General features: G+C 38.9%; 19 protein-coding genes. 17 read left to right on the top strand and 2 right to left on the bottom strand.

The window, feature by feature from the left end; genetic code table 11:
- The first annotated feature begins 29 nt into the window (after positions 1-29).
- The 11 genes from G0Q07_RS01060 (at position 30) to G0Q07_RS01010 (ending at position 11,267) form a co-directional block, all read left to right on the top strand.
- The gene (locus tag G0Q07_RS01060; protein ID WP_163344337.1) at positions 30-938 is read left to right on the top strand and encodes a glycyl-radical enzyme activating protein; all 909 of its coding nucleotides are present in this window, start codon (positions 30-32) and stop codon (positions 936-938) included.
- 862 nt (positions 939-1,800) lie between these two features.
- Positions 1,801-2,358 carry a toll/interleukin-1 receptor domain-containing protein gene (locus G0Q07_RS01055; RefSeq protein WP_203532641.1) on the top strand — a complete coding sequence of 186 codons (558 nt, stop codon included), beginning with the start codon at positions 1,801-1,803 and terminating at the stop codon, positions 2,356-2,358.
- Between the two features lie 4 nt (positions 2,359-2,362).
- Entirely contained in the window at positions 2,363-3,784 is a 1,422-nt protein-coding gene (locus G0Q07_RS01050) for an SIR2 family protein (RefSeq protein ID WP_163344336.1), read from the top strand.
- A gap of 5 nt (positions 3,785-3,789) precedes the next feature.
- Entirely contained in the window at positions 3,790-4,272 is a 483-nt protein-coding gene (locus tag G0Q07_RS01045; protein WP_163344335.1) for a TIR domain-containing protein, read from the top strand.
- 435 nt (positions 4,273-4,707) lie between these two features.
- Entirely contained in the window at positions 4,708-5,109 is a 402-nt protein-coding gene (locus G0Q07_RS01040; RefSeq protein WP_163344334.1) for a GFA family protein, read from the top strand.
- A gap of 399 nt (positions 5,110-5,508) precedes the next feature.
- Positions 5,509-6,441 carry a nitrilase family protein gene (locus G0Q07_RS01035; RefSeq protein WP_163344333.1) on the top strand — a complete coding sequence of 311 codons (933 nt, stop codon included), beginning with the start codon at positions 5,509-5,511 and terminating at the stop codon, positions 6,439-6,441.
- A gap of 687 nt (positions 6,442-7,128) precedes the next feature.
- Positions 7,129-7,920, top strand: coding sequence for a 3-keto-disaccharide hydrolase (locus G0Q07_RS01030; protein ID WP_163344332.1), 792 nt, complete (start codon positions 7,129-7,131; stop codon positions 7,918-7,920).
- A gap of 187 nt (positions 7,921-8,107) precedes the next feature.
- Positions 8,108-9,094 carry a PA domain-containing protein gene (locus G0Q07_RS20955; RefSeq protein WP_163344331.1) on the top strand — a complete coding sequence of 329 codons (987 nt, stop codon included), beginning with the start codon at positions 8,108-8,110 and terminating at the stop codon, positions 9,092-9,094.
- 29 nt (positions 9,095-9,123) lie between these two features.
- Positions 9,124-9,567, top strand: coding sequence for a M28 family metallopeptidase (locus G0Q07_RS20950; RefSeq protein WP_163348849.1), 444 nt, complete (start codon positions 9,124-9,126; stop codon positions 9,565-9,567).
- A gap of 72 nt (positions 9,568-9,639) precedes the next feature.
- On the top strand, positions 9,640-10,407 hold the full coding sequence (locus G0Q07_RS01015; RefSeq protein ID WP_163344330.1) for a hypothetical protein: 768 nt from the start codon (positions 9,640-9,642) through the stop codon (positions 10,405-10,407).
- Between the two features lie 62 nt (positions 10,408-10,469).
- Entirely contained in the window at positions 10,470-11,267 is a 798-nt protein-coding gene (locus tag G0Q07_RS01010; protein WP_163344329.1) for a DUF2797 domain-containing protein, read from the top strand.
- Here G0Q07_RS01010 and G0Q07_RS01005 read toward each other — a convergent pair.
- Positions 11,243-12,217 carry a polyprenyl synthetase family protein gene (locus G0Q07_RS01005; RefSeq protein ID WP_163344328.1) on the bottom strand — a complete coding sequence of 325 codons (975 nt, stop codon included), beginning with the start codon at positions 12,215-12,217 and terminating at the stop codon, positions 11,243-11,245. The two genes, G0Q07_RS01010 and G0Q07_RS01005, sit on opposite strands and share 25 nt — an antisense overlap.
- 177 nt (positions 12,218-12,394) lie before the next feature.
- Here G0Q07_RS01005 and G0Q07_RS01000 point away from each other — a divergent pair, with 177 nt between their 5' ends.
- From G0Q07_RS01000 to recO, 4 genes are all read left to right on the top strand, one after another.
- On the top strand, positions 12,395-12,640 hold the full coding sequence (locus G0Q07_RS01000; RefSeq protein ID WP_246222959.1) for an ArsR/SmtB family transcription factor: 246 nt from the start codon (positions 12,395-12,397) through the stop codon (positions 12,638-12,640).
- Positions 12,641-13,007: 367 nt separating this feature from the next.
- A complete protein-coding gene (locus tag G0Q07_RS00995; RefSeq protein ID WP_163344327.1) occupies positions 13,008-13,586 on the top strand; it encodes a non-canonical purine NTP diphosphatase in 579 nt (192 codons plus the stop codon).
- Complete coding sequence (porZ, locus tag G0Q07_RS00990; RefSeq protein WP_163344326.1) at positions 13,587-15,905, top strand: type IX secretion system anionic LPS delivery protein PorZ; 2,319 nt, start codon at positions 13,587-13,589, stop codon at positions 15,903-15,905.
- Positions 15,906-15,934: 29 nt separating this feature from the next.
- On the top strand, positions 15,935-16,660 hold the full coding sequence (recO, locus tag G0Q07_RS00985; RefSeq protein WP_163344325.1) for a DNA repair protein RecO: 726 nt from the start codon (positions 15,935-15,937) through the stop codon (positions 16,658-16,660).
- On the opposite strand, the gene amrB is transcribed toward recO, so the two are convergent.
- Positions 16,642-18,072 (bottom strand): AmmeMemoRadiSam system protein B, encoded by a 1,431-nt coding sequence (amrB, locus tag G0Q07_RS00980; protein WP_163344324.1) that lies wholly within the window; start codon positions 18,070-18,072, stop codon positions 16,642-16,644. The two genes, recO and amrB, sit on opposite strands and share 19 nt — an antisense overlap.
- Positions 18,073-18,232: 160 nt before the next feature.
- Here amrB and G0Q07_RS00975 point away from each other — a divergent pair, with 160 nt between their 5' ends.
- Entirely contained in the window at positions 18,233-19,045 is an 813-nt protein-coding gene (locus G0Q07_RS00975) for a 3'(2'),5'-bisphosphate nucleotidase CysQ family protein (protein WP_163344323.1), read from the top strand.
- A gap of 104 nt (positions 19,046-19,149) precedes the next feature.
- Positions 19,150-19,428, top strand: coding sequence for a hypothetical protein (locus G0Q07_RS00970; RefSeq protein ID WP_163344322.1), 279 nt, complete (start codon positions 19,150-19,152; stop codon positions 19,426-19,428).

The raw sequence follows: 19,428 nt of genomic DNA, 5'->3' as shown, positions 1-19,428 counted from the left end.
ATGGCTCAGTACGAAATGCTAACAAAAAGATGAATCAACCACTTCTATTCGATATAAAACGATACGCCATTAACGATGGACCGGGCATTCGGATAACCCTTTTTATGAAAGGCTGCCCTTTATCGTGCAAATGGTGCCATAATCCCGAAAGTCAGTCGCCGGGTGTACAAAAACTATACACCGAATCGAAATGTATTGGTGCGCAGGAATGTATAAAAGTGTGCCCCGAAGATGCGCTTACACTTACGCCAAAAGGAATTGTTACCGACTACCAGGCCTGTACCCTATGTGGTATTTGTGCCGATGTATGCCCCACGAAAGCCATCGAAATGTCGGGGCGGACATACGAGGTTGACGAACTGATGCAGATCATCGAGCGCGAGCGTATCCACATCGATCAGTCGGGTGGTGGCGTTACTTTTTCGGGTGGTGAGCCGTTGATGCACTCCGATTTTCTGCTGCAGCTATTGGAGGCCTGTGGCAAAAACAAACTGCATCGAACTGTCGACACCTGCGGATTTGCCGACCCCGATACCTTGATGAAAGTAGCTAAAAAAACCGAGCTTTTTCTGTTCGACCTAAAACTGATGGATGAGGCCAAACATAAAAAATGGACCGGTGTAAGCAACAAACTCATCCTGGCAAATCTGCAAGTTCTGGCCGAAAGTGGTGCCAACATTAATATCCGTATTCCCTTTATCCGAAATGTAAATGCCGACCATAACGCAGTTGCCGAGATGGCTGAATTTATTGCCAGTTTGCCCGGTAAAAGGCCCGTGGTGAATCTATTGCTCTACCACAATATTGCGGCGAATAAATACAACAAACTTGGATCGAAGTACGAGGAATTGAATATGGAAGAACCCACCGAAGAGGAACAGAACCGGGCACTGGCGATATTCGAAAAATTTGGTATTGAGGTGGAGATTGGCGGATAAGGATGGTTTAACACAACGACTCAAAGACGCGACGATTTCAGCTGCCAATGAAAGAGTCAAGCTTTATTGTATAAAAAGAATGGAACTGATCTGTATTTACGTCATCGAAACGGATCGGATCCCTATCTCACAGGGCTTTGGTGAGATTCGAGAAATATGGTATTGAGGCTGTGGGGGATAAGGATGGTTTAACACGAAGACTCAAAAACGCGAAGATTTCAGCTGCCAATGAAAGAGTCAAGCTTTATTGTAAAAAGAATGGATCCGATCTGTATTTACGTCATCGAAACGTATCGGATCCCTATTACACGTAGTTGATGCCTGTGCAAAACCCATTTGAAGCCAACAACTATGCTGTGGTGCTGAGATAAAACGTGTTTGAAACCAACAATTGCCTCGTGGGGGCCCAAAAAAATACGTTTGAAACCAACTTCGATTACCTGGGGGCGCAAAAAAATACGTTTGAAAGCTTCCCCAGGCCCTGAGGATGAAAAAAAACAGACTTGAAACGAACTTCTGTCACCTGCAGGCGTAAAAAAACGCGTTTAAAACCAACTTCGGCCACCTGGGGGAGGCTTTTATTCAGCTAGTTAGGGGGTTTGGTTCAAATTTATTAATCCCATATTGTTTTGTTTAACAGGAATGCTAACTTTAAACCACAATAAAACCGAAACCGTTGAATACGCACCCTGAAATAGCAGCAGAAAAAATTACAATAAACATAATAGGTGTTGTTATCACCCGGTTTTGGGGGTGTAACATCACTTTTTTAGCTACTATTAGCGATGTAACAACAATGTTGATGCACAGTAGTTAGCGGCAAGGCTGACGAGACAATGAACTAATCTTTAAACAATAAATAATGGCAATTTTAACAAGAGGACAATTCCGGTCGATTGCAGAAAGTAAGTCTGGCTATAGAGGCTTAACTGGATATGTAAATGAAAATAGAACATATTCCAAATCTGCAGCTACAACAAGTATTTTTCTTTCACACTCTCATTATGACAAAGATGTGGTTGAACAAGCGAAAATATTCTTTGAAAATTTAGGCATAAGCATTTATGTTGATTGGGCAGATGAAACTATGCCAGAAAGAACAAATGGGACTACAGCAAATAAAATTAAAAACCAAATTATTTCAGTCAATGATAAATTTGTTCTTCTTGCTACCAATAATGCTGTCAATTCTAAATGGTGTAATTGGGAAGTTGGTATTGCGGACCCATTCAAATTGCCAAAAAAAAAGTTTGCAATTCTACCATTAGCAAATAATAGTGGTAGTTGGGACGGAAATGAATACTTGCAGATTTATCCACGAATTGAAAAAAATCCAAGAGAGTCTGGAGGAGAAGGATATTATGTTTGGTATCCTGATAATACTTGGGAAACAATTGAGAATTGGTTGAGAAAACTATAAATACATGAAAAGAAAAATTCAACATTTCATAAACGATTTCCTTAAAGAAATTAAAGAAAATAATGCTGCAATTTTTGCAGGTGCTGGACTTTCTGCAGCTTCTGGTCACGTTGACTGGAAAGGACTATTAAAAGACTTTGCGGAAGAACTTCACCTTGATATTGAGAAAGAGAATGATTTAATTTCTTTAGCCCAATATCACTTGAATAAGAATGCAAATAATCGGCACGAGTTAAATCAAAAAATTGCTAATGAATTTCATCATGGTAAAAATCCGAATCTAAATCATGAGATTCTAGCTCGACTACCAATTAAAACATTTTGGACAACAAATTATGATAGACTCATAGAGAAATCATTGCAGGATAAAGGAAAAATCATTGATGTAAAGTATACAACTAAGCATTTAGCAAATACAATTCATGGGAGGGATGCTATTATTTATAAAATGCACGGAGATGTTGAGCATCCTGATGATGCAATAATTTCAAAAGACCAATATGAGAAATATTATCATACTCATGGTGCTTTTATAAATACATTAAGCGGTGACTTAGTCTCAAAGACGTTTCTATTTATTGGTTTTAGCTTTACAGACCCAAATTTGGATTACATTTTAAGTCGTATAAGAGTAACCTATCAAAACAACCAAAGGAAACATTATTGTTTTTTTCGGGATGTAAGCAAAAGAAAAGATGAATCGTCAGATGACTTTGAGTATAGAAAGATAAAACAAGAATTAATGATTAGTGACTTGTTGAGATTTAATATTCATGTCATACTAGTTAAAGAGTATTCTGAAATTACAGACATATTAAAAGAAATCGAAAATAGATTTAAACGGCAAACAGTATATATTTCAGGAAGTGCTCACGAATACGGTTCAATGACTCCTGCTAAAGCTGAAGAATTTATATCAAAATTAAGTCAAGAATTAATAAAAAATAATTTTAAAATAGTTTCTGGTTTTGGACTGGGTGTAGGAAGTTCTGTTATTAATGGCGTTTTGGAAGAGGTATATTTAAATAAAAAAGAAAATTTAAAAAACCAGCTATTGTTAAGACCTTTTCCACAAGGAGAAAAGGGAAAAGTACAATGGACGGATTACCGGAAAGACATGATTTCTTATGCAGGTGTTTCAATTTTCTTATTTGGAAACAAATTAGAAGATGGTCAACTGAAACTTGCAAATGGAGTGAGAAGTGAATTTGAGATTACAATAGAACAGGGAGCAATAGCTCTACCAATTGGCGCAACAGGATATATGGCTAAACAAATTTGGGAAGAAATGTTAGCAGACTATTCTTCCTATTTTGGCTCTGAAGACAATATCAAATTATATAAAGCTCTTGGAGACGAGAATTTAGCTCCAGAAAAACTAATTGAACTTATTATAGAATTTATTTCAAAACTTATAAAAAAATAAATGTTATGGCTAAACGCAAAGTTTTTTACAGTTTTCATTTTGACAATGATGTTTTTAGAGTACAACAGATTAGAAATATAGGTGCATTAGAAGGAAACACACCTGTAACAGTAAATGCTTGGGAGACAATTAAAAAAGCTGGGAAAAAAGCAATTGAGACTTGGATTGAAGATAATATGAAGTTCAAAAGTTGTGTAATTGTTTTAATTGGCGAAGATACCCATAATAGACCTTGGGTTAAATACGAGATAAAAAAAGCATGGGAAGATGGAAAAGGACTTTTGGGTATATACATTCATAATCTAAAAGACCCCAAAACAGGAAAGTGTTCTAAAGGAGTTAATCCATTTGACCAGTTTACTTTTAAAGATGGTACGAAACTATCCACGAAAGTCAAATGCTATAATCCAAGTTCTTCAGACACTTATAATGATATAAAAAATAACGTTGAAGATTGGATTGAAACGGCCATTGAATCAAGAAAATAATAAAGCCCAGCCGCTAACAAAAGCTATATGTAATGTGGGGTACAGTGGGTAATTCAACCGCAGTTCTTCGTAGCAACAATGCCAATTCGTCTTTGACGACTTGGCTAGAAAAAAAACATGAATAAACGAATTGGCTCAGTGGCAGCCTTACTGTGAAGCATTTCAAAGTCCCACACTCCACATAGCCAAACCGTCAGACTGTCTAAAAACCTCTTTCCGTGAAAGAATTATTTGGATAGCTGGCTTTAAAAAGAATGAAATATTGAAATCTCAACGGCTGAATTTTAATTTTTAGACAGACTGCCGTTGTGCTTAATTTAACAGAGATACCCTTACTGCTTAAAGAAAAGATTGGGTAGTGTAAGTGAGAAAAAAATAGAAAATAACAGAAAATGGATTTCACTAAAATCATAATTTTAAGAAAGGACTTATCAAATGGAATACTTGGGTTCTTGTTTATGCAAAGGAATTAAATTTAAAGTTATAGGTGACTTTGAGAGTTTTTATTTATGTCATTGCAGATATTGTAGGAAAGATACAGGGTCTGCACATGCTGCAAATTTATTTTCTACAACAGCTAAACTAGAATGGATAAAAACAGAAACTGAAATTAAAACATATCAACCACATAAGAGTAATCATGTGAAAGCTTTTTGTACAAATTGTGGTTCAGCTCTGCCTAATTTACAAATGGATGGTAAACTTTTAGTAGTTCCAGCAGGATGTTTAGATACAAATCTAGAAAAACGACCTGATGCACATATTTTTATCTCAAACAAAGCAAGTTGGGATGATTCGTTGGAAGAAATAAATAAATTTGGACACTTACCAGAATAAAAAATAGATAAAGAGATTTGCTCTTTTGTTTGATGCAAATAACCATCGAGAAACTTGACAGTGATTAATATAAAAGTAAAAAAAATTAAAAAAACTAAGCACAACATTTTGTATAAGTAATGGCAGGGAAAGTGCTAAGTTTTAAGGTTTATAGCCCGCTCAAAGTGCGCAGCGGTTTGACAGGAAAGTACCAAGCAATCTGCCACTACTCATACAATTTACCGTCAGACTGTCTAAAAACCTCTTTCCGTGAAAGAAATATTTGGATAGCTGGCTTTAAAAAGAATGAAATATTGAAATCTCAACGGCTGTATTTTACTTTTTAGACAGACCGCCGTTATGGGCAAGCAAAAAGACGCCCCCATTCAATAAATCCAACAAAACTAAATGAATCAAAATATGAACATATCAGTAGCTCAATTTCAGCCGAAAGACGGAGATAAAACATACAATTTATCGATAATCCGAAAACTTGCGGGAAAAGCCAAATTGAATGGAGCGGATTTAATTAGCTTTCACGAAATGTCTATTACTGCTTACACTTTTACCAAGGACTTGGATTTACAACAGATAACGGACTTAGCGGAGGAAGTTCCAAACGGAAAAAGTACGCAGGAATTGATTGCGATTTCCAAAGAATTGAATATTCCGATTTTGGCAGGATTAGTTGAAAAATCACACGGAAAAATTTACAATACGTATATCTGTGTTACGAGAGAAGGACTAGTAGCGAAGTATAGAAAAATTCATCCTTTTATAAACAAACATATGTCTGCTGGAAACGAGTATTGCGTATTCGACTTACTCGGTTGGAAATGTGGAATTTTGATTTGCTATGACAATAACGTAATAGAAAACGTTCGTGCAACGAGCCTTTTGGGAGCAGAATTAATATTTGCACCCCACGTTACAGGTTGTACACCATCGGCAATGCCACATCGAGATTATGTCGACGACAAATATTGGCAGAACCGTGAAAATGACCCCGTTTCGTTGAGAATGGAATTTGACGGACCGAAAGGTAGACGTTGGTTAATGCGTTGGTTGCCTGCCAGAGCATACGACAATGGAGTTTACTATGCTTTTACAAACCCGATTGGTTATGACGGAGAGCATCTTAAAAATGGCAATTCAATGATAATTGACCCATTTGGAGAGGTTTTATCCGAAGTAAAATCATTTGATGATGATATTACGATTTCAAAAATTACAAAAGACAAAATCAAACTGTCGGGTGGTTGGAGATATAAGAATGCAAGACGACCCGAACTGTACAAGGACATAATTGGCAAAAATCACGAATCGGACACAACACCAGTTTGGCTGAAATAGAAAGCCTCCAAAGACTTCGAAAAAAATAAGTAGCACAAAAATTAAAATGAATAAAAGTACGAACGTACAACAAGCAACTTGAACCTGCTCATTACCTAATATCAGAACTTGAACGCTGTATTTTAAAGAAACAGATAATGAAAAATGGTTTTACATTCTATTCTTGTTGGTGGGACTTGCATGTATAACTCAATGATCTGCTATCGAAAATCAGGTTGAAACAGGACTTACGGCTGCTGAGGAAAACTGTGATTGAAGATTTGGGGTGAAAACATCAAGGAAAGTTTTGTGTCTTTTAATGAGGAAAAAATCAAAGCGTTGGATGTTCCGGTTTTATTGCTTTATAGAGACCGTTCTCCAACTTTTTTTGGCAGCTCTTACCAAATAGTGAATTGGTTCTTATCGAAAATTCCTCTAGCTGACTATATTTCGAGAACCCAGAGGCAGTGCATAAGGCTGTTATGGAATTCTTAGAAAGAAATTGAATAAAGCCAGTCGTTAACATTTTATAAGCGTAAAACGGGCAATATTGCTAAATTTGAAATGATGAACTATTTTAACATATCGACAAAATTAAAACTATAGGCTTTGCAATCTCGCACTACGTTTATATTTGCCGGCAGCTAATTTCTGGTTTATAATTTGATTGAATAATAAAAGGAAACATGTTCTAACATACAACTTACAATGAATACATTAAAAACTTACCTGGTAGCTATTCTTATAATTGCATCTGTTTCTTGCACGCACAAAAAACCCAAAAGCAACAAAAATGAATGGCGTAGCTTATTTAATGGTAAAGACCTCACGGGATGGGTGGCTAAATTTCATCATCATAAATTAGGCGATAATTACGCCAATACTTTTAGGGTCGATAATGGTACTTTACAAGTTAATTATGATGACTATACAACATTTGATGATCGTTATGGACACTTATTTTATGAGGAGCCATTCTCTTCCTACCACCTTAAATTTGAATACAAATTTACCGACCAATGGCTTACCGATGCTGAATCTTATACCTACAGAAACAGTGGAATTATGTTCCATTCTCAGGCTCCTAAAACCATATTAAAAGAGCAGGATTGGCCAATTTCCATTGAATATCAAATTCTGGCAGATGCAGGCGATGGCGAGCCTCGGCCAACCGGAAATATGTGCTCTCCCGGTACTGATGTAATTTTTAACAACGAAAAAGATCCGCGTCATTGTATTAGCTCATCCTCTAAAACCTATCAATGGGATGAGTGGGTGCAAGGAGAACTCATCGTTTATAGAGATTCTCTAATTATACATAAGGTAAATGGCAAAAAAGTGCTGGAATACAGCAAGCCACAAATAGGTGGTGGTGTAGCCAATGGTTACGACCCTGCACTTAAAATTGATGGCACTCCACTTACCAGTGGATATATTGGTCTGCAGGCAGAAGGTCAGGGCATAGCGTTTAAAAACATCATGATTAAAGAATTGGATTAAAAAATCCTATCCTCATTGTTTAAATTTTCGGGAATCAGGCATAAGGGAATTGCGCCGTTCGGGATACAATATGCACCCTGGTTGCCACACCAGTTAAATAGTCATAGATAAAATAAATCCTCCGGCTGTAATGTCTTCAGTCATTAGAGCATAAAATTGTATTTTAGCATTTTTAATGTGATCAGAAATGAAGAAACAGGTTTTAATTGTTCTACTGAATGTATTGTTGACAGGCACTTTGTGTGCGCAGAAAGAAGTGGATTTAACTACTTTACATTCCATTTCGAGCAACGAATTAATGGAGTTTGCAACCGAATTAAGTGCTGATAAATATGCAGGGCGCTTGTCGGGATCTCCGGAATATTTGGAAGCTGCCAAGTGGTGTGCATCAAAATTTAAAGCGTGGGGTGTTCAGCCTGCCAACAACGGCAGTTATTTTCAGTATTTTTCAAACGAATATTCATCGGTAAACTCGCTGGGATCGGTAGTTTATTTCAACGGAAATGAAAAAACGTACCTCGATTTTCCTGAAGATTATTTACCCGGCTCCAACTCGGCAAGCGGCACCGTTCATGCCGAACTGGTGTATGTTGGTCATGGAATTACTGCCCCGGAACTGGATTACGATGACTATAAAAACGTGGATGTAAAAGGGAAAATCATTATCCTTGAAAGTGGGACGCCATACACCAAAAACGATGAAACACTGGAAAAATGGACACCTTATGCTTATCACCGCTATAAGTTCAGAAATGCGGTAAAACATGGTGCTGCCGGAATGATCTATGCCAGTAAAGTGGCCAATCCGAATACGGTAAATCTCGAAGGGTTTATTTATGCACATGTCGATCCAAAAGTTGTTACACAAATGATGGCCGATGCCGGAAAAGATTATCAGCAGGTACGTACGCAGCTAAAGAATATGGAAACACCTTCGTTTGCGTTGCCGGCAGAACAAAAAGTGTTTATCCGCGCCGAAACAAAATATTTTCCGGAGGCACAGGCTTGTAATGTTGTTGGGATGATTGAAGGTGCTGATCCTGATTTGAAAGATGAAGTAATAATTATTGGTGGTCACCTCGACGGACAGGGGAAAATGGGTGATGTGATATTCTCCAGCGCCCTCGATAACGCATCCGGAATCAGTGATATTCTGGGGCTGCAAAAGCATTAGCAAACTCCGAAGTAAAACCAAAACGTTCAATACTTTTTATTCTTTTAGGTGGTGAGGAATGTGGTTTGTATGGCTCGAAATATTACTGCAAAAATCCATTATTCCCGATAGAAAAAACAAAAATGATGATGAACCTGGATATGGTTGGAAACGGAACCGGATTTTTTGTGTCGGGCGGAAAAACGCATTCGGCATTGTTTAGTCATTTTGAACGGGCCAACAATAACTATATCCACCGCGAAATGGGGGCTTCAGCAGTTCGAAAGAATTATGGCCGGCCACGTTCCGATGCATCAAATTTTGAAAATGTTGGAATTAAAACATTTGGCCTGTGGACACGTAATTCGGTATACCCGGTGCATTACCACATGCCCGCCGACAAAACAAATGTGTTAACTCCCGAGATTATGGAAGATGCTGCAAAACTGCTCTACCTCGGCATTTTGGGCGTGGCAAACGACACTAATCTTTAGCTGCGCTAAAGATACTATCAACTTTTTATCGATTTACCTTGTTACTGTGCTAATACTACTTGTCTGGCACTTATGAAATCGAAAAAAGAACACTTCAAGCAAACGTTGCTCGATCTGGCAAAAAGGGAGGATCTTGTTCCTGGAATTTACAATTATTGCGACCGCTGGTGCGAACGGTGTACCATGACGCAGAAATGTTTGACCTATTTACATGAACAGGAAACAAAAGCAGAGGGTGATTCGCAAAATCCCGATGAAGAGAATAAAAACTTTTGGGAACAAATTCGATTGGCCTGGGAAGTAACCATGGAAATGATTGAAGAAGATGCCGACCACGAAGGAATTGACCTGGACGATGTGGAAGAGATTGAATTGCCCGAACACATTGAAACACCACTGGAAGTACAAGCCCGCAATTACGGAATAAACATTCACAAATGGATGAATAAGCATAAGGTACTTTTTTCGGCCAAAGCAGAAAAACTGGTAATGATCGATGATGATGAGTCGATGTTTAAATACCGTGATGCGGCAGAAGTTATTCAATGGTACAGTGCTTTTATTGGGGCAAAAGTTCATCGTGCACATTTGGAGCTGGAGCAACGACAAAACGACCCCGACGATGAATACGGTTTATATGCTGATAATCTGGGATCGGCGAAGATTGCCATAATTGCCATAAATCGTTCGATGGATGCGCTTTCGTTGTTTTATAACGGTTTCAGTGAAATGGAAGATGAAATCCTGCAGTTTTTACTCGAGCTGACGCAAATAAAAAAGCAGATGCTAAAAACATTTCCCGGAGTGATGGAATTTAAACGACCGGGCTTTGATGATTAATTTCCAAACAAAGCTTGCATCCTCAGGCATCTGTATTATTTTCACGTCAGAAAATGATGATTATGGAATTTGAAGGCAACATAAGAAAAATGCTTACTGAGCTTAATGCTCCGGTAAAATATATGCTACCTATTGGCGGCGAACAAATTGATATGAATGCGTTGATTGGGAAAGAAATTTCGATGCAATTTGACGGACAAATTAATTGCATTTCGTGTGGGAAGAAAACGAAAACATCGTTTAGCCAGGGATTTTGTTACAACTGTCTTCAAACCGCTCCCGAAGCCAGCGAGTCGATTCTTCGCCCCGAGTTGTCGAAAGCACATTTTGGAATTGCCCGCGATATGGAATGGGCCGAAAAACACGATATGATTGATCATTTTGTTTACCTGGCAGTGGCAAGTGCTTTAAAAGTTGGTGTTACACGCGGTCATCAAATTCCTACGCGGTGGATCGATCAGGGAGCGAGTTACGCCATTAAAATTGCAAAAACGCCAAACCGCCATATTGCCGGTGTTATCGAGGTGTTTCTAAAAAATCATTTTAGCGATAAAACCAACTGGCGGTCGATGTTAAAAAACGAGATATTAAAAGATTTTGATCTGGCAGCTGAAAAAGAACGAATTACAAATTTGCTGCCACTGGAACTGCAAAAATATATTGATGTTGAAAATGAGGTTACTGAAATAAATTATCCGGTGGAGCAGTTTCCGGTGAAAATTAAAAGTGTTGGTTTTGATAAGCTCCCTGAAATTACAGGAACATTGGCCGGAATAAAAGGGCAATATTTAATCTTCGACGATAGCCGCGTTTTAAATATCAGAAAGCACAATGGTTATTTTTTGCGGGTAGCAATGTAGTTCATCAGCTCGATAAGCGATTCGCGCGCTTCGCATTCCGGAAATTCTTTTAAGCCCGAAATCGCTTTATCTTTAAACTCATTCATTTTTTGCTCGGCGTATTCAAGGCCACCTTTTTCGGTTACCAACTGAATTAATTCTTCAACTACGGTAGAACTGTTATTTTTGCGCTTTATCAGCCTTAAAATACGTTTGCGTTCACTTCTGTCGGCCTCGTTTAACACATGAAGCAGCGGCAGGGTAATTTTCTTTTCCTTTATGTCGTTACCCGTTGGTTTGCCCAGCAGGCCTTTCGACTGGTAATCGAAAATATCATCTTTTATCTGGAAGGCGATTCCGGCATCTTGCCCAATGCTGTACATTTTTTCAATTATCGCCTCGTCATCAACTGCCGATGCAGCGCCAATGGCCATGCTGGTTGCAATCAACGAAGCTGTTTTTTTGCGGATGATCTCGAAATACGTTTCATCATCGATGTCGAGTTTGCGGCTTTTTTTCATCTGCAGAATTTCTCCCTCGGCCATATCCTGAACCGCACGTGAAATAAGATGAAGGAAATTGTATTTTTTGCTTTCGAGTTGCAGCAGCAGTCCGCGGGCTAAAATATAATCGCCCACCAAAACGGCCAGTTTGTTTTTCCAAAGCGCTTTAACCGAAAATGATCCGCGGCGTTCGTACGACTCGTCAACCACATCGTCGTGTACCAATGTGGCGGTGTGCAATAATTCCACCGAGCAGGCAGCCAGTTTTGAAGATTCGTTGGTTCCGCCGTGCAGTTTTGCCGATAAGAATACAAACATGGGGCGCAGCTGCTTACCTTTTGTACGATAAAGGAAATTTAAAATGGTTGCCAGCAAGGGAATATCGCTTTGCAATGAATTTTTAAAATAGGGCTCAAAATCATGCAGTTCCTGTTGTATTGGGGCCTTTATTTTCTTAATCGTCGTCATTGCTTTTTCCAACTTCGCTTTCGATGAACGAACATAGAATAATTTTAAATAAAAACAGGCTTTTTATTTAAAAAATCTAAAAATTATCCATTTTGTACAAATGTTAGCTATCAGCAAACAAAAAAGGAGTAAACAAATCTTAAATATTTATATATTTGCATTTTTAAAGGTATAACCATGGTAGATATCAAGGAGATAAATGTTGAACGCTTGGAGGTTGCTGCCAGTATGCTGAAAGCAATGGCACATCCGATGCGGATTGCTATTTTGAAGCATCTGGAGGGAGGAAAGAAATTAACAGTTACCGAGATACACGAACTGCTTAAGATCGAGCAGTCAACCACATCTCATCATTTAGGCATATTGCGCGATAAAGGGTTTTGTGCTCGAAACGAGAAGGAAAGAATACTTATTATTACCTGAAATACAACATCTTGAGTCAGATTGTTGATTGCATGGAAACCTGCACCTGCGATTAAAAAAAATTATTACGATAGTAGAAACCGCTGATTTAGATCATGCGGTTTTTTTGTGCCTTAAAAAGCTATTCCTTAATGTACCTTCAAAGTAGAGGCATTTTCTTATTTTTACCTAACCTAATTAATTCATTAAGATGAATTAATTATCCGAAGGACTGACGAAATAATTGAAAAACAATTATTTGTCAGGGTTAACCTTGACATTGATAATCTTTAGCTTGATTCATTTAAAACGTATATCTTGCAGATTTTCAATCGTCAACACATTGTGTGAAAAATTGCATGAATTTTTCAGGCTAAAATTACATATTATGAAGCTCGTTTTTGCGACAAACAACAAACATAAATTAGAAGAACTGCAAGCTATTCTGGGTGATGAATTCACCCTTTTGAGTTTAAAAGATATTGAATGTTTCGATGAAATCCCGGAGGAACAGCCTACTCTTGAAGGCAATGCCAGCGAAAAAGCTTATTACGTCTACGACAAATACGGCATGAATTGTTTTGCCGACGACACCGGTTTGGAAATTGAAGCGCTGAATGCTGAACCCGGAGTTTTTTCGGCTCGTTATGCCGGCGAAGACAAAAATTCGGAGGCGAATATGAATAAGGTATTGCAAAAACTGGCTAAAATAAATGAACGGAAAGCACGTTTTAGAACTGTAATTTCGCTGGTGATTGATGGTGAAGAGAAGCAGTTTGAAGGAATTGTAAACGGTGAAATACTGAAGGAGAAATGTGGCGATTCGGGATTTGGTTACGACCCTATTTTTAAACCTGAAGGCTTTGATCAATCGTTTGCTGAAATGGGCCTCGAAGATAAAAACAAGATCAGTCACCGGGGAAGAGCCGTACAAAAACTGGTCGATTATTTAAAAAAGCTGGATTAAATGATAAAACGATTTATACTTTCTGCAATTATTTTACTTCCGTTTTTTGTTTCGCAGGCACAACGCGAACAGGGATCGTGGCATGATTATCTTTCGTATAATAATGCCAGTAAAATTGCTGTTTCGCCCAATAAAGTTTACTGTTTAACCGAGGGTGGTTTGTTTTATTACGATCTGGAAGACAACAGTGTAAATAAGTTTGGCGATGCCATTCAGTTGTCGGATTTTGGAGTAAAAACCATCGCTTACAACGATCAGAATGAGGTGCTGGTGATTGCATACGAAAACAGCAATATCGATCTGCTTTATGATAATGGAGAGGTTGTTAACCTGTCGGATATAAAGCGGAAAACCATTGTTGGAAACAAGGTCATCAACAACATTTGTTTCTCCGGAAATGAAGCTTATTTGGCCTGTGGTTTTGGAATTGTAGTGCTGAACCTTGAAAGGCAGGAAGTAAAAGACACCTACTATATCGGCGACGGTGGATCTTCCCTGGTAGTGAATGATGTTGAAACAGATAACAATTCGATTTTTGCTGCTACCAATCAGGGAATTTACCGGGCAGATAAAAATGAACCCAATCTGGCCAATTTTGCCAACTGGATTCATGTAGATGATATTCCGCGCGCTGATGATGTTTTTAATCATCTGGTTAATCATGCGGGGAACATAATTGCCAATTATGCAGCGGGCGAGTGGTACCTGGATGAAATGTATATTCTTACTAACAGTACCTGGGAGGCTTACAATTCGTCTATTCGCTATGCTTTTGATATACAAAGTAATGGTGAATATTTAACCATTGCCAGTCGCAGTGCTGTATTTATTATCGATAACAATCATTCGCAAATCGGACGGATCGATAACTACGCATTTAATAATGGGACGGAAGAAGACGTCAATCCACGAAGTGCGGGCATTTCTGCCGACGGTTCGGTTTGGATTGCTGATAATAATGAAGTGTTGGTACGCTATTACAACGAAAGCTTTGAGCAAACCTTACCTCCAGGGCCAATAAATAACGACATGTTTTTTGTTGGAGCATTTAATTCAGAAATTTGGATGACTCCGGGTAGTACTACAGGGTTTATCAGGCCCCTTTTCCAGCGTTATAATAACAATGGATGGACTTATTTTACCGAAGAAACACATCCTGAGTTGGAGGGATTTCATAACATTTTGGCTATAGAAGTGGATCCCCGCGATCCAAATCACTTTTTTGCTGCCAGCTGGGGTGGTGGCTTGTTAGAGTACCGCAATGATGAATTGGTGGAACGGTATTATAATCTGAATAGCCCGCTGGAAACGGCATTGCCGGAGCAGCCCAATGAGCCGTATACACGAGTAGGAGGAATGAGTTTCGATTCGGAGGGGAACTTATGGATTACCAACGCTGAATGCGCGCATAATTTGCATAAGTTATCGCCAACCGGCGATTGGGAATCGTTTGAATTGCCCGAGATTGCCAATAGCCGAAATGTTACCACTATCATTGTGAATGAAAATGAGGACAAGTGGATGTTGGTTCCGGGGCACGATGCCTACGTGGTGAACAGAAACGGTGATCAGAAGAGAAGATTGTTTGTAACCACCTATTTTAGCAACGGTACCGATGAGATTACTACGCGAATGAATGATGTGTTTGCTATTGCTGAAGATCAGGAGGGTGCCATTTGGATTGGGAGTTCAAAAGGAGTGGCAGTGTATAGTAACCCGTCGAGAATATGGAATTCGGAAACTTTTTATGCTACTCAACCGGGGCTCGATTTAAATGATGGTATCTATCATCCACTGTTGGAAACCGAAACTGTTACTGCTATTGCCGTTGACGGCGCTAACCGAAAATGGCTGGGAACTAAAAACTCAGGAGTATTTTTAGTGTCGGAAACAGGCGAGGCAGAAGTTGAACATTTTACAACCGAAAACAGTCCCTTACTTTCAAATAATATTCTGTCAATTGCCATAAATGAGAAAAACGGAGAGGTATTTTTAGGAACCGACAAAGGGTTAATTTCCTATCAGGGTGAAGCAACAGGTGGAGCAGATACGTACAGCGATGTGTACGTTTATCCAAATCCGGTTAGAGAAACTTACGATGGTCCGGTAACGATTGCCGGGTTAATTGAAAATACCGATGTAAAAATTACCGACATCACCGGTAATTTGGTATACAAAACCACATCGTTTGGTGGCCAGGCAGTTTGGGACGGGAATAACCTGAACGGCAACCGTGTAAAAACCGGTGTTTACCTGGTATTTTGTAATGATGAAAATGGCGAAGAAACCCACATCACAAAAATATTGTTTATCCATTGATCCAGATTCAACAGAAGCTTAACTGATATATGATAACGGCTACGGAAGGCATTGTTTTACACACGATAAAATATGGCGAAAGCAGTGTTATCACCACTGTTTTTACCAAAGAATTTGGCCGGCAAAGTTATCTGATCAATGCTGCCCGGAGCCGAAAATCAAAAAATAAAGCGGGTTTATTGCAGCCCTTATTTATGGTTGAACTGGAAGCCTACCAGAAGCAAAACCGCGATCTGCAGCGAATTAGAACGCTGAAAAACCTGAACACTTACCAGGAAATTCCTTTTGACATTGTAAAGTCTACACAGGCTATCTTTCTGGCCGAGGTGTTGTATAAAACCATCCACGAACAGGAAAGTTACCCGGAATTGTTTGAGTTTATAAAAAACGCTTTGCTTTATCTCGATCTGATGGATGAGGGCAAGACAAATTTTCATTTGTATTTTCTCTTTCATTTAACCGAGTACCTCGGATTTATGCCCGATACAACACAAGTTGGTTTTCAGGGCTGGCTCGATCTGCAAAAAGGAGCAGTGGTGCCTTTCGAGCCATCGCACCCAATGTTTGCGAACAAGGAAGCAACAGCAATTCTGGTAAAACTGGCTTTGTTGAAGCTAAACGAATTAAATAGTTTGAAAATGAAACGCAGCATGCGCGATTCGCTGATTGAAAAATTGATTGATTATTACCGCTTGCATTTTGATACGCTGGGCGAAATAAAATCGTTAAAAGTGCTTCAGGAGGTTTTTTCCTGATTATCTTTTACAATCACTACCTCGTAGGTATAAAGTTCGGCCGTTTTCCAACCGTTCCATCCAATTCCGGCTTTGTTTTTCGAGCATCTTCCCAAAAATTCCTTTTTGCTCCACCCTGTTTTTTCAACAACCTGTGGCAGAAAAGTGCCCGAGTTAAACCCGCTTTTAATATAAATGCCGTGTTTGCCCAGCTCAATTTCATCAATCGATTTAATTTTTTTCAAAGGTGTTAAAACCGAAACTTCCAGCGTCATTCTATCCAGTTCAGAAGCTTCAACCGGATCAAAACGTTGGTCGTTTGTAGCCGAAACGGCAAAACGTTTGATCATTTCGCGTAAGGTTTTTTCACCGGCAAACCCGCCAATGCAGCCACGCAAATCATTGTCGATATAAATGCTGATAAAAGCTCCGGCTTTCTTATCCAATATGCTGTCATCGTACTTTTTGTGCGTATTTTCTTTCACGTCTGTTCCCAAAAACCGGGCAATTGAATTTCGGGCCAGTTGTAAAATTTCCTGTTTTTCTGAAGCGCTGATTTCAAAAACAGCTTTCTCGTAAACACCCAGCGCCCAATAGCCAACAACGCGGTCTTTTCCACCATAAAGCTGGCTGTCGCCCGAGTTTTTATAGGTCAGTTGCTTAAATTCAAAATTTTTGTTTTTGGTAAGGTACAACAGCGTTAATACCGAAGTCCAGCCGCACAACGAGGTGGCCAAATTTTCAATTGGTTTGTTTTTATTCTTTTCGAGTGTTTTCAACAATTTTTTTGGGTGGTTTTTGCAAATGGCATCAGCCGTTAACTGGTCTACTAACTTTGCATTTTCATAAGTTGGAAAATGCGAAAAATCGGTGCTGACAACAAATAAATTGTTGGCTGTAAAATAAGGTTGCAGTGCTTTTGCCAACTTCTTGCAGGTACTGGGCGAGTTGGTTCCAAGAATAATTGGGACAAGTTTAAAATTATTAGCCAAACGATATTGCAAAAACGGTAGTTGAACTTCAAGGCTGTGTTCGTGATAGTGCGACTCGGTATGGTCGGCAAATACCGACGATGAGGCCATAAGTTGTTTCCCGGTCTTCTTATTCACAGTAATTTCGCCCAGCGGTGTTTCGTAATTTCCATCGGTATAAACCGACGCGCCGCCAAAGGAATAACGGTGGCTCGATGCAAGAACAAATACATTCTTATAGCTTTTATTTGCCGGAATTTGATTGAACGCGGCAGCAGCAACCTCTCCGCTAAAAATGTAACCTGCATGCGGCGAAACGATTGCACGAAGCGGTTGTGATGTCTTTACATCAGTGGCCTGGCTGAAAAATTCTTCCAATTCATTTCGTAAGGTGTTTGCCGAAGAAGGGTAAAATTGTCCGGCCACCGCCGGCTCCCTGTTATTACTTTTATTGAATATCATAGGCTTACTTTCAGCTAAAAGATAATAATTCTATTACGAAAATCAATAAATTGGGTTTGTGGGGCTGTTTGTAAAGAAACATTTAAATACCATCTGTTTTTGTAGCAGCGATTTTTTTGGTTGAACAGATAACGTAAATTTACAAGAATACTAAAGCCAAATGGACTTAAACAAGGTATATAGTGTTATTGATGTGCTGGCCAAAGCCGGAAAAGCGATTATTGAAGTGTACGAAAGCAACGACTTTGATGAACAGCGTAAATCGGATAATACCGCGGTTACCCGGGCCGACAAAGCATCGAGTAAAATTATTAATGAAGGCCTCGCAGAAATTTTCCCTGATAATCCTGTTTTAGACGAAGAAATAAATTTCCCGGAATACACAATCCGAAAAACCTGGGAAAACTATTTTTTGGTCGATCCGTTGGATGGCACCAAGGAGTTTATAAAACGAAACGGCGAATTCTGTATTAACATAGCCCTGATTAATAAAACTGCGCCGGTAAACGGATGGATTTATGAACCGCTAAAAGAAAAAGGCTGGTACTGTGGAAAAGGAGACGGAGTATTTGAGTTCGACAATACCGGTAATTTCGTAAAAATTGAGAAACCGGGAGCTTATAATGGAAAAATCAGAGTGGCTACCAGTCGTTCGTTTTTTAAGCCCCGCGAAGCCGAATTGATCAAAAAAATGAAACGCAATTTTGAGCTGGAAATCCTTCATTGCGGCAGTTCAAAAAAGCAAATTGAGATCATAAAAGGAAATGCCGATATGTACCTGAAAGCAGGACCATGCTCGGAGTGGGATACCGCACCCGGCCAATTGATGGTGGAAGAATTTGGCGGCACTGTTTTTCGTCAGGATAATTTTGAAACCATGGCTTACAACAAAGCCGATCTTATTAATCCATACTTTATAATGCTTAATGAAAGGCTCAATACCCCGAATTTGTTGCTTTTATGCAACAAATAATTCAAGAGTAGTTTATTCCTTTAGCTTTTCTTTTAATCAAATAAACCATAACTTGTTCTGGTGGATAAGAATTCTTCAATTTTATAAATCAAAAAAATGTTGAAATGAAACGTACATTTATTTTACTGACAGTAGTTCTGGCTGCAGCACTCCTTTTTGCCGGATGTGCAACACAATCGTTCCAAAACATTGGCGATCCTCCGGGATTTATAAAAGGTGTTTTTCACGGTTTTATTTTGCTGTTCAGTTTTATAGCCAGTCTTTTTACCGATTACGAAATTTATGCTTTCCCCAATGCCGGAGGGTGGTATAATTTTGGTTATTTAATTGGTGTAATGCTATTTTTTGGCGGAGGTGGTGCCGGCACTAAATGCAAAAAATAA

Source organism: Draconibacterium halophilum, assembly GCF_010448835.1.
Lineage (GTDB): Bacteria > Bacteroidota > Bacteroidia > Bacteroidales > Prolixibacteraceae > Draconibacterium > Draconibacterium halophilum.
This window is presented reverse-complemented; position numbering and strand designations above follow the sequence as displayed.

Excerpts from the sequence above, each read along its gene's own strand:
- G0Q07_RS01060 (WP_163344337.1), top strand. The coding sequence starts at position 30 with ATGAATCAACCACTTCTATTCGATATAAAACGATACGCCATTAACGAT.
- G0Q07_RS01055 (WP_203532641.1), top strand. The coding sequence starts at position 1,801 with ATGGCAATTTTAACAAGAGGACAATTCCGGTCGATTGCAGAAAGTAAG.
- G0Q07_RS01050 (WP_163344336.1), top strand. The coding sequence starts at position 2,363 with ATGAAAAGAAAAATTCAACATTTCATAAACGATTTCCTTAAAGAAATT.
- G0Q07_RS01045 (WP_163344335.1), top strand. The coding sequence starts at position 3,790 with ATGGCTAAACGCAAAGTTTTTTACAGTTTTCATTTTGACAATGATGTT.
- G0Q07_RS01040 (WP_163344334.1), top strand. The coding sequence starts at position 4,708 with ATGGAATACTTGGGTTCTTGTTTATGCAAAGGAATTAAATTTAAAGTT.
- G0Q07_RS01035 (WP_163344333.1), top strand. The coding sequence starts at position 5,509 with ATGAACATATCAGTAGCTCAATTTCAGCCGAAAGACGGAGATAAAACA.
- G0Q07_RS01030 (WP_163344332.1), top strand. The coding sequence starts at position 7,129 with ATGAATACATTAAAAACTTACCTGGTAGCTATTCTTATAATTGCATCT.
- G0Q07_RS20955 (WP_163344331.1), top strand. The coding sequence starts at position 8,108 with ATGAAGAAACAGGTTTTAATTGTTCTACTGAATGTATTGTTGACAGGC.
- G0Q07_RS01015 (WP_163344330.1), top strand. The coding sequence starts at position 9,640 with ATGAAATCGAAAAAAGAACACTTCAAGCAAACGTTGCTCGATCTGGCA.
- G0Q07_RS01010 (WP_163344329.1), top strand. The coding sequence starts at position 10,470 with ATGGAATTTGAAGGCAACATAAGAAAAATGCTTACTGAGCTTAATGCT.
- G0Q07_RS01005 (WP_163344328.1), bottom strand. The coding sequence starts at position 12,217 with ATGACGACGATTAAGAAAATAAAGGCCCCAATACAACAGGAACTGCAT.
- G0Q07_RS01000 (WP_246222959.1), top strand. The coding sequence starts at position 12,395 with ATGGTAGATATCAAGGAGATAAATGTTGAACGCTTGGAGGTTGCTGCC.
- G0Q07_RS00995 (WP_163344327.1), top strand. The coding sequence starts at position 13,008 with ATGAAGCTCGTTTTTGCGACAAACAACAAACATAAATTAGAAGAACTG.
- porZ (WP_163344326.1), top strand. The coding sequence starts at position 13,587 with ATGATAAAACGATTTATACTTTCTGCAATTATTTTACTTCCGTTTTTT.
- recO (WP_163344325.1), top strand. The coding sequence starts at position 15,935 with ATGATAACGGCTACGGAAGGCATTGTTTTACACACGATAAAATATGGC.
- amrB (WP_163344324.1), bottom strand. The coding sequence starts at position 18,072 with ATGATATTCAATAAAAGTAATAACAGGGAGCCGGCGGTGGCCGGACAA.
- G0Q07_RS00975 (WP_163344323.1), top strand. The coding sequence starts at position 18,233 with ATGGACTTAAACAAGGTATATAGTGTTATTGATGTGCTGGCCAAAGCC.
- G0Q07_RS00970 (WP_163344322.1), top strand. The coding sequence starts at position 19,150 with ATGAAACGTACATTTATTTTACTGACAGTAGTTCTGGCTGCAGCACTC.